Source organism: Actinoplanes sp. NPDC049598 (genome assembly GCF_040675435.1).
In the GTDB taxonomy this organism is placed as follows: Bacteria; Actinomycetota; Actinomycetes; order Mycobacteriales; family Micromonosporaceae; genus Actinoplanes.
In genome coordinates, this window is the sequence record NZ_JBFAOX010000012.1 from 279,727 (window position 1) to 288,146 (window position 8,420).

At 74.4% G+C, this 8,420-nt stretch carries 7 protein-coding genes; 4 read left to right on the top strand and 3 right to left on the bottom strand.

The features are described 5' to 3' along the window. Positions 1-34: 34 nt before the first annotated feature. The gene (locus AB0J66_RS27645) at positions 35-241 is read left to right on the top strand and encodes a hypothetical protein (protein WP_097320342.1); all 207 of its coding nucleotides are present in this window, start codon (positions 35-37) and stop codon (positions 239-241) included. On the opposite strand, the gene AB0J66_RS27650 is transcribed toward AB0J66_RS27645, so the two are convergent. After that, complete coding sequence (locus tag AB0J66_RS27650) at positions 234-1,166, bottom strand: hypothetical protein (RefSeq protein ID WP_364666331.1); 933 nt, start codon at positions 1,164-1,166, stop codon at positions 234-236. The two genes, AB0J66_RS27645 and AB0J66_RS27650, sit on opposite strands and share 8 nt — an antisense overlap. Positions 1,167-1,254: 88 nt before the next feature. Here AB0J66_RS27650 and AB0J66_RS27655 point away from each other — a divergent pair, with 88 nt between their 5' ends. Then, on the top strand, positions 1,255-3,576 hold the full coding sequence (locus AB0J66_RS27655) for a hypothetical protein (protein WP_364666334.1): 2,322 nt from the start codon (positions 1,255-1,257) through the stop codon (positions 3,574-3,576). A 308-nt stretch (positions 3,577-3,884) separates the two neighbouring features. Further along, entirely contained in the window at positions 3,885-5,273 is a 1,389-nt protein-coding gene (locus AB0J66_RS27660; RefSeq protein WP_364666337.1) for an RNB domain-containing ribonuclease, read from the top strand. On the opposite strand, the gene AB0J66_RS27665 is transcribed toward AB0J66_RS27660, so the two are convergent. Continuing rightward, a complete protein-coding gene (locus AB0J66_RS27665; protein WP_364666340.1) occupies positions 5,265-5,666 on the bottom strand; it encodes a MarR family transcriptional regulator in 402 nt (133 codons plus the stop codon). The genes AB0J66_RS27660 and AB0J66_RS27665 overlap by 9 nt on opposite strands. A gap of 84 nt (positions 5,667-5,750) precedes the next feature. Between AB0J66_RS27665 and AB0J66_RS27670 the strand changes: the two genes are divergently transcribed. Further along, the gene (locus AB0J66_RS27670) at positions 5,751-6,677 is read left to right on the top strand and encodes a zinc-binding alcohol dehydrogenase family protein (protein WP_364666343.1); all 927 of its coding nucleotides are present in this window, start codon (positions 5,751-5,753) and stop codon (positions 6,675-6,677) included. 70 nt (positions 6,678-6,747) lie between these two features. On the opposite strand, the gene AB0J66_RS27675 is transcribed toward AB0J66_RS27670, so the two are convergent. Next, entirely contained in the window at positions 6,748-7,278 is a 531-nt protein-coding gene (locus AB0J66_RS27675) for a TetR/AcrR family transcriptional regulator (protein WP_364666346.1), read from the bottom strand. Between the last annotated feature and the right edge of the window lie 1,142 nt (positions 7,279-8,420).

The window sequence follows — 8,420 nt, forward strand, 5'->3', positions numbered from 1 at the left end:
GGCGGATGGTCGGTTTGAGGTGCAGAGTGATTGCATGAACGACAGTGGGCCCGGCGGAGGCGGCTACTTCTGGTGCCTTCGCGACAGTCGGGTCGAGACCGGCGAGGACCTGTGTCCCGCCCAGTTTCGGCTCGGCCCCTACGCCACGGCTGACGAAGCGACGCGGGCTCTCGAGACGGTCGAGAAGCGCAATGCCGATTGGGACGCCGAGGATGCCCGCTGGACCGGGGAGGTCAGCTAACCGCCGGCTCCGACGTCCCTGAGTCCAAGCCGGATCTTCGCAGTCTCCAGGCGGAGACGAGCCCGCAGTCATTCGCAAGGAGGAACACCCTGATGGCCGCTGCCAAAAAGGCCCCGACCAATCTCGCCACAAGAGCGGGCAAAAGCACCCCAACCGGCACGTCCAAGGCTTCCGGCGGCACGCGTTCCACCGCCGCGCCCAAGACGACGGCCACTAAGCCGGCCCGGCCCGCCGCGGCGAAGTCGCCCGCGGTGAAGGCTGCGGCGAAGTCCTCCGCGGTGAAGGCTGCGGCCAAGTCGCCCGCGGTGAAGGCTGCGGCCAAGTCGCCCGTGGTGAAGACTGCGGCCAAGGTGCCCGCGGTGAAGTCGGTGGCCGCAAAGCCCGCCGGTGCGAAGGCGGTCGGTGCGAAGGCGGCCGCGGCCAAGTCCGCCGGCGCCAGGACGGCCGCGGCTGGGGTCGTCGCTGGGAAGCCCGCTGCCGTGAAGTCCGCCGGCGTGAAGTCCGCCGCCGCGCGGACCGCGGCAGCCAAGACGGCCGGGGCGAAGACGGTCGGCACCAAGTCGACGGTGGCCAAGGTGGCTGGGGGCGAGCCGGTGGCGCGGAAGACCGCTGCTGCCGCCGGGAAGGCTGTGGCGCCCAAGCCGCGGTCCGCGCCGAAGAGCGCGGCCAAGCCGGTTGCTGCTCGGTCGGTCGCGGCCAAGAGTGCCGGTCCGAAGGTGACGACGGCGAAGGTGACACCCGCTCCCGCGAAGAAGAGCACGTCGAAGGCGACCGCGGCCAAGCTGGTCACGCCGAAGTCGGAGGCCTCGAAGCCGAGCGCCCCGAAGCAGAGCGCGCCGAAGCCGGCGGCCGTGCGGGCGGCCGGCGCCAAGGCGGCCGGAGCGCGGGCCACGGGAGCGACCGCCAAAGCCGGGACGACTGCCAAGGCGGGGACGGTTGCGAAGACGGCCGGGGCCAAGGCGGGTTCCACGCCGGCGGCTCTGAAGGATGCGGCTTCGAAGGGTGCCAAGGCGGTGGCGCCGAAGCAGGGTGGGGCGAAGGCGGCGAAGGGCATGGGCGCTCGGGCGGCGGGAAAGGCGGCCGCGGCGGCCGGGGCCAAGTCGGCGGCGGCCAAGAGTGGGGCCGCCAAGCCGGTCGGCAGCAAGGCGCCGGTGCGGTCGTCGGCGAAGACCGGGCTCACCGGGGCGGTGCGCGGTGCGGCGGCGGGAGAGGCCGTACGGCCGAGCCGGTCGGCCGGGGCGCGAGGCGGACGGCGGCCGGTCACGCCGCGGCGGACGGCGGCGGCGATGGGATCGGGGCCCAACATGACGACAGAGTCGATCGACGACCTCGGCTCGGCGCCGGCCGCCGACATGGACCACGACCTGGTGGCGGCCCCCGATCTCGAGGAGGCCACCGAGTCGGGCGCGCGGACGGCCAAGCGGGGCACGCCGAAGCGGGCGCGGACCACGGGCAAGGGCGCGGCTCCGGCCGGTACGGCGCGGCCGAGCGCCCGCAAGGCGGCCGGCGGCACGGCCCCGGCCAAGAAGACGGCCACCAAGTCGACGACGGCGGCTGCGGCCCAGACCACTGCGGCCCAGACCACCACGGCCCAGACCACCACGGTCGCGGCGGCCAAGAAGGCGGCGGCGACCAAGACCGCCCCGGCCAGGGCGACGGCAACCAAGGCGACTGCGGCCAAGGCAACCGGGGCCAAGGCGACCACGGCTAAGGCGACCACGGCTAAGGCGACCACGGCTAAGGCGACTGGGGCCAAGGCGACTGGGGCCAAGGCGACTGGGACCAAGGCGACTACGGCCAAGGCGACCACGGCTAAGGCGACCGGGGCGAAGGCGACTACGGCCAAGGCGACCACGGCTAAGGCGACCGGGGCCAAGGCGACCGCGGCGAAGGCGACGGCGGGCAAGGGCGGGGCGGCGAAGGCGACGGCGGGCATGGCGACTGCGGGCGCGGCGAAGAAGACGGCGGCCGTCAAGGCTGTGGGCCGGGGTTCGGAGACCGCTCGTACCGCCGCGGCCAACACCGCCGCGGCCAAGAGCGCGGCCAAGAAGGCGGCCGAGTCGGCGCGCAAGATGGCCGGGCGTTCGTCCGAGGTGGCCAAGACGGCCAGCGCCAACGCGGGCGCGGCCAAGAGCGCGGCGGCGCGGACGTCCACCGCGGCCAAGAAGACGGCGGGACGGGCGGCCGAGACGGCGAGGACGGCCACGGCCAACGCCGCGGCCGCCAAGAGCGCCGCCGCCCGCTCGGCGCGCAAGGTCGCGGGCCGGGCCGGTGCGATCGGCGAGACGGCGATCGCGAACACCGCCGCCGCCAAGAGCGCGGCGTCGCGCCGGGCCGCGTCGGCGAGCAAGGTGGCCGGGCGATCCTCGTCGATGGAGGAGACCGCGGCGGCCAACACCGCAGCCGCCAAGAGCGCGCGGTCCGGAACCGCGACGGCCCGCAAGGCCACCGCCGGGGCGGCCCGCAAGGCCGTCGGCGTGGCCAAGGTGCCGGCAGCCAAGGCGGCGCCGAAGGCGAGCAAGGCCACGGCGACCAAGGCGACCGGCGGTGCCGCCGCGACAAAGGCGACGGCGAGCAAGGCGACCGGCGGTGCCGCCGCGACAAAGGCGACGGCGAGCAAGGCGACGGCTGGCCGGGGCGCCGCGACTAAGGCGACGGCAAGCAAGGCGACGGCAAGCAAGGCGACGGCAGGCAAGGCCGCGAAGACCACGGCGACCAAGGCCACCGCTGCAAAGGCCACCGCGACGAAGAGCGCGGGAACCAAGGCGACCGCGGCCAAGGCGGCCGGGGCCAGGACCGCGGGCGGAGCCAACGCGCGGGCGGCCAAGGTCGCCACGGCGGCCAAGGCCGCGGCGGCCGGCACGGCGGCCGCGGGCCGGGCCGCCAGGACGGCCCAGGCCACGTCGACCCGAACCGCAGGTGCGGCCAAGAAGACGGCGGCCAAGGCGACGGCGCGGAAGGCCACGCCGGAGACCGCAGTCGCGACCGCCAACAAGAAGGCGGCCGCGGCCGGCGTTCCGCGGTCGGCCGTGGCGAAGGTGGCCGGTCTCAGCCCGGTAGTGGCCAAGGGTGGCAACCGTGCCACGGCGGCCCCGTCGGCCAAGCGTTCGGCCGCCAACGAGACGACCGCCGGGCGCACCCGGGCCGCGAAGGCGACCAACACCCGCCAGGCCGGCCCGACCGCCAAGAACTCGTCGACCAACGCCTCCAGGGTCGCCAAGGCCACCACCGGCGCCGCCGCCCGCCGAGCCGCGGCCGGCAACACCCCAGCCGCGGACATGCTCGACGCCGTCCCGGCCACGGGCCGCAAGGCAACCGCCAAGCGCACCCGCTGACCCACGCCCACGAAGAGAAGGCGACCGCCCGTGACCGGGCGGTCGCCTTCCGCATGCTTGGCGGCCGCCCGCCGAACAAGGCTCGGTCGCGGCCGCGCCCGCTCGGCTACGCCTGCGCTGCGACCGTCAGGCGCGCAACCAAGCGGGTAGCGGATGTCGCGGTGCGTGATTTGGGTGCCATGAGAGCGAAGGGCGGCTGCTGTGATGCGTACCCCCAAGGAGCGCGAGAGGGCCGCCCGGAGTGACCACTGACGGATGTGCCGGATGGCGCGGTCCTGCTGGTGGGGGTGGGCTGGTAGGAATGAGCCGTGCCGATCAGACGCGTGTGGGCTCCGGACATCGACTTCGCTGGGCTGCGGCGGGAGTTGAAGCTGCCGGGAGAGTTTCCGGCTGAGGCGCTGGCTGAGGCCGAGGCGGCGGCGGAGCGGTCGGTGGGGGAGGCGGACGACCTCACCGATGTGGCATTTGTGACTATTGATCCGGCTTCTTCGCGGGACCTTGATCAGGCAATGCATCTGAGCCGGCGTGATGGTGGCTATCGGGTGCTCTACGCGATCGCCGATGTGGCGTCGTTCGTGGCGCCGGGTGGGGCGCTCGAGGCGGAGACCTGGGTGCGGGGACAGACGATCTACCTGCCGGACGGGCGGATTCCGCTGCATCCGGCGGTGCTGAGCGAGGGGGCGGTCAGTCTCTTCGCCGATGTGGACCGGCTGGCCGTGGTGTGGACGATCGACCTGGACGCGCAAGGGGTCATCACTGCCGTCGACGTGCGGCGGGCGCGGGTGCGGAGCCGGGCCAAGCTGGACTACGCGAGTGTGCAGCGCGAAGTGGACGCGGGGACGGCCGGCGAGGCGTACGAGCTGCTGCCCGAGCTGGGGGAGCTGCTGGCCAAGCGGGCGGGCGAGCGTGGGGCGGTGAACCTGCCCCTGCCCGAGCAGGAGGTCGAGCGCGACGGCGACGGCTGGCGGCTGGTGCTGCGGGCGCCGCTGCCGGTGGAGGAGCACAACGCGCAGATCTCGCTGCTCACGGGCATGGCGGCGGCCGAGCTGATGCTGCGCGGAGGGGTCGGGCTGCTGCGGACGATGCCGCCGCCCAAGCCGGAGGCGGTGGCCAAGCTGCAGGCGGCGGCGAAGTCACTCGGGGTGCTGTGGCCGGCGGGTGCGCCGGTGGGCGAGGTCGTGGCCACGGCCGATCCGGCGACGCCGCGGGGTGCGGCCTTCCTCGAGCAGGCGGCCGACCTGCTGCGCGGGGCGGCCTACACAGCCTTCGACGGTGAGGTGCCGGCGCTGACCGGGCACGGCGGCGTCGGTGCGCCGTACGCGCATGTGACGGCGCCGCTGCGGCGGCTGGCCGACCGGTACGCGACGGAGGTGTGCCTGGCCCTGGCGGCCGGGCGGGGAGTGCCGGAGTGGGCGCGGGAGGCGCTGCCGAAGCTGCCCAAGATGATGGCCGGCTCGGACCGGGTGGCCGGCTCGGCCGACCGGGCGGCGGTCGACCTGGCCGAGGCCGTGCTGCTGCGCGACCGGGTGGGTGAGGAGTTCACGGCCGGCGTGCTCGACGCGGACGGGACCATCGCGATCGACGAGCCGGCGGTGCGGGCCCGCTGCCAGGGCGGGCTGCCGGTGGGGACGCGCGTGCAGGTACGGCTGGTGTCGGCCGACCCGGCGACCCGCAAAGTGGTCTTCGAATCAGCTTGATAAGACCTTTTTCACCAGCCGGGTCAGCTCACGCTGCTCGGCGGGGGCCAGGACGGCGGCGACGTTGGCGGCGATCCAGCGCGCGAACTCGTCGGCCACGGCCGAGGCCAGCCGGAGCCCGTCCTCGGTGATGATCACGTGGGCGGACCGGCGATCGAGCTCGCTGGCCGTGCGGATCACCAGGCCACGCCGCTGCGCGCGCAGGACCAGGCCGGTCACCGACGACTTGTCGAGGCCGAGGTGGCGCCCGAGCTCCTGCATCGTGGGCTCGCGGTCGCGCAACACCCCCAGCAGACGGGTCTGCACCAGCGACAGGTCGTGTTTCCCGGCGATCTCCGCCAAGGCGCCCTGCACCTCGAACGACAGCTGACCGAGCGCGTCCACCAGATCCACACCAAGATCCTAGTTGGAAAAGTACGCGCCACCAACTAAATTAGTACGTGCCACGTACTAAGTCCTGTCGTCAAGGAGAGTGCCATGGAGATCCAGGCCGCCGTTGTCAGCTCGTTCGACCGCCCACCCCGCTACGAGAGCTTCGACCTGCCGTCGCCGGCCGACGGCCAAGCCGTCGTCGACGTTCTTGCGGTGGGTCTTCACCCGCGGGTCCGCAGCGGCGCTTCCGGTACGCATTATTCGAGCACCGGCAGGCTGCCGATGATCCCCGGCGTCGACGGGGTGGGCCGCCTGCCCGACGGCCGGGTCGTCTACTTCGTGGCCGACGACGAGCTGCCCGGCCCGATGGCCACCCGCACGGTCATCGACACCCGCCGCAGCGTCGCCCTGCCCGAGGGTGCCGACCCGGCGAAGGTCGCCGCCGCCATGAACCCGGCCATGTCGTCCTGGGTCGCCCTGCGCCGCCGCGTGCCCCTCCAGCCCGGGCAGTCCGTGCTGGTCCTGGGCGCCACCGGCAACGCCGGCCAGATGGCCCTGCAGGTCGCCCGCCGCCTCGGGGCCGGCCACGTCATCGCCGCCGGCCGTGACCGGGCCAAGCTGGCCACGCTGAAAGCCGACCGGGCGCTCACCCTGGAGGAGGTGGCCGAGGCGGCCGAGGTCGACCTGGTCCTCGACTACCTGTGGGGCGCTCCCGCCTCGGCCGCCATCATGGAGCTGCTGCAGGCGCGGGCGGATCGTAGCCGCGAGCTGAACTGGATCCAGATCGGCTCGGTGGCCGGCCCGACGATCGAGCTGCCCTCGGTGGCCCTCCGTTCGGCCAACTTCCGCCTGCAGGGCAACGGCCAGGGCGCCGTCTCCGCCCGCGGCTATCTGGCCGAGCTCCCGTCCCTCATCGACGAGATCGACCAGGGCACCCTCGAGGTCACCACCCGCACCGTGCCATTGGCCGACGTCGAGACCGCATGGACCGCCCCCGAGCAGCCCGGCGTCCGGACCGTGCTGGTGCCATGAGCCCGCCCGCCGTGGTCCGTTGCTGCCGCCAGCCCTCGGTCGCTGGTTGCGGCTGCCGTCGGCGCTTCGATCAGCGCGGGGTCGGCGCCGTGAGGCCTTCGATCAGGAAGCCGACCATCTGGCGGGCGTCGTAGCCGTCGTTGCGGTCGGCGCCGATGCAGAGGTTGCCGACCCCGCGGAGCAGGCCGATCGGCTCCACGTCGGTCACCTCGGCGGCGGCCAGCAGGCCGGCGCAGACCGGGACGAGCCGATCGAGGAAGTAGGTGTGCAGGTCGCCCGCGTTGAGGGCTTCGGGCAGCCCGTGCTTGGTGACCAGGAAGTCGACGAAGAGATCGACCCAGGCGGCCAGCGCCGCGCGCGGTGACTCACTGGTCTTCAGCAGCTCGGGCCCGGCCGCGGCGCACGCCTCCACCTGGTGCCGGAAGACAGCGACGATCAGATCCGAGCGCGTGGGGAAATGCCGGTAGATCGTCCCCACACCCACCCCGGCCTTGGCCGCGATGTCGCGCACAGGCGCGTCGACCCCCGACTCCACAAAGGCGGCGGCAGCCGCGTCGAGCAGCGCCTTCTCGTTCCGCTGCGCGTCCGCACGCTTCGCCATAACTCTCCTTCGACTCGCACCCAGCCGCGCCAACGACGTGCCCCCACCGCGCCCAACTATGCGCGACCCCACCCAGCCGCGCCCAACCGCCCGGCCCCCCTCAACCACACCCAGCCGGCCAGCCGCCTCCAGTCGCCCAGTCGCCCAGCCGCCCAGCCGCCTCCAGCCGCCCAGCCGCCTCCAGCCGCCCAGCCGCCTCCAGTCGCCCAGCCGCCCAGCCGCCCAGCCGCCCAGCCGCTTAGCCGCCCGGCCGCGCCCAACCGCCGAGCCGCCCTCAATCGCCCCGGGCGCCACCCTCAGCCGCCCAGCCGCCCACCCGCCTCCAGCGGCCCAGCCGCCTCCAGCAGCCACCCAGCCACTCACCCGCACCCAACCGCCCATCCGCGCCCAGCCGCCTTCAACTACGTCCAACCGCCCCAGTCGCCCAGCGCCCCCAGGTGCCCGGCTGTGCTGACCCGCCCGACCGTGCCCAGGTCCTCCAGCCGGGCCCAGCCGCCCAGCCACGCCCAACCGATCGGCCGCGCCCAACCGATCGGCCGCGCCCAACCGATCGGCCGCGCTGACCCGCCCGGCCATGCCCAGCCGCCCAGCCGCCACCAGCCGCCCGGGTCGCGCTGACCGGCCTGGTCGTGCTGACACGCCTGAGCCGGCCGGCCACCGGGCCGCGCCCGACCGCGCCCAGCCGCGTCTATAGGCCATGCCCAGTCCCCGGTCCTTCCTGCCCAGTCACCCGCCCCTCCTGCCCAGTCGGCCGGTCGCTGAGCCGCGGCCCGGTCGCCCGACGTCCCTAGTCACCCGGCCGCCGAGCCGCGCCTACCGCCCCCGGCAGGTCAGCCATGCCCATCTGCCCGCCGAGCCCGGCGGTCCAGCCGCTCACTCACCCCGCCCATGGCGCCCGCTGCGCCCACCGCGCCGCCCGCTCACCGCGCCGCCCGCTCACCGCGCCGCCCGCTCACCGCGCCGCCCGCTCACTGCGCCGGCCCGCTCACCGCGCCGCCCGCACACGGCGCCTGCCCCGCTTACTTCGCCTGCCCACTCACCGCACCACCCGCACACGGCGCCTGCCCCGCTTACTTCGCCTGCCCACTCACCGCACCACCCGCACACGGCGCCTGCCCCGCTTACTTCGCCTGCCCACTCAC

Coding starts and splice junctions, on each gene's coding strand:
- AB0J66_RS27645 (WP_097320342.1), top strand. CDS start 35: ATGAACGACAGTGGGCCCGGCGGAGGCGGCTACTTCTGGTGCCTTCGC.
- AB0J66_RS27670 (WP_364666343.1), top strand. CDS start 5,751: ATGGAGATCCAGGCCGCCGTTGTCAGCTCGTTCGACCGCCCACCCCGC.
- AB0J66_RS27675 (WP_364666346.1), bottom strand. CDS start 7,278: ATGGCGAAGCGTGCGGACGCGCAGCGGAACGAGAAGGCGCTGCTCGAC.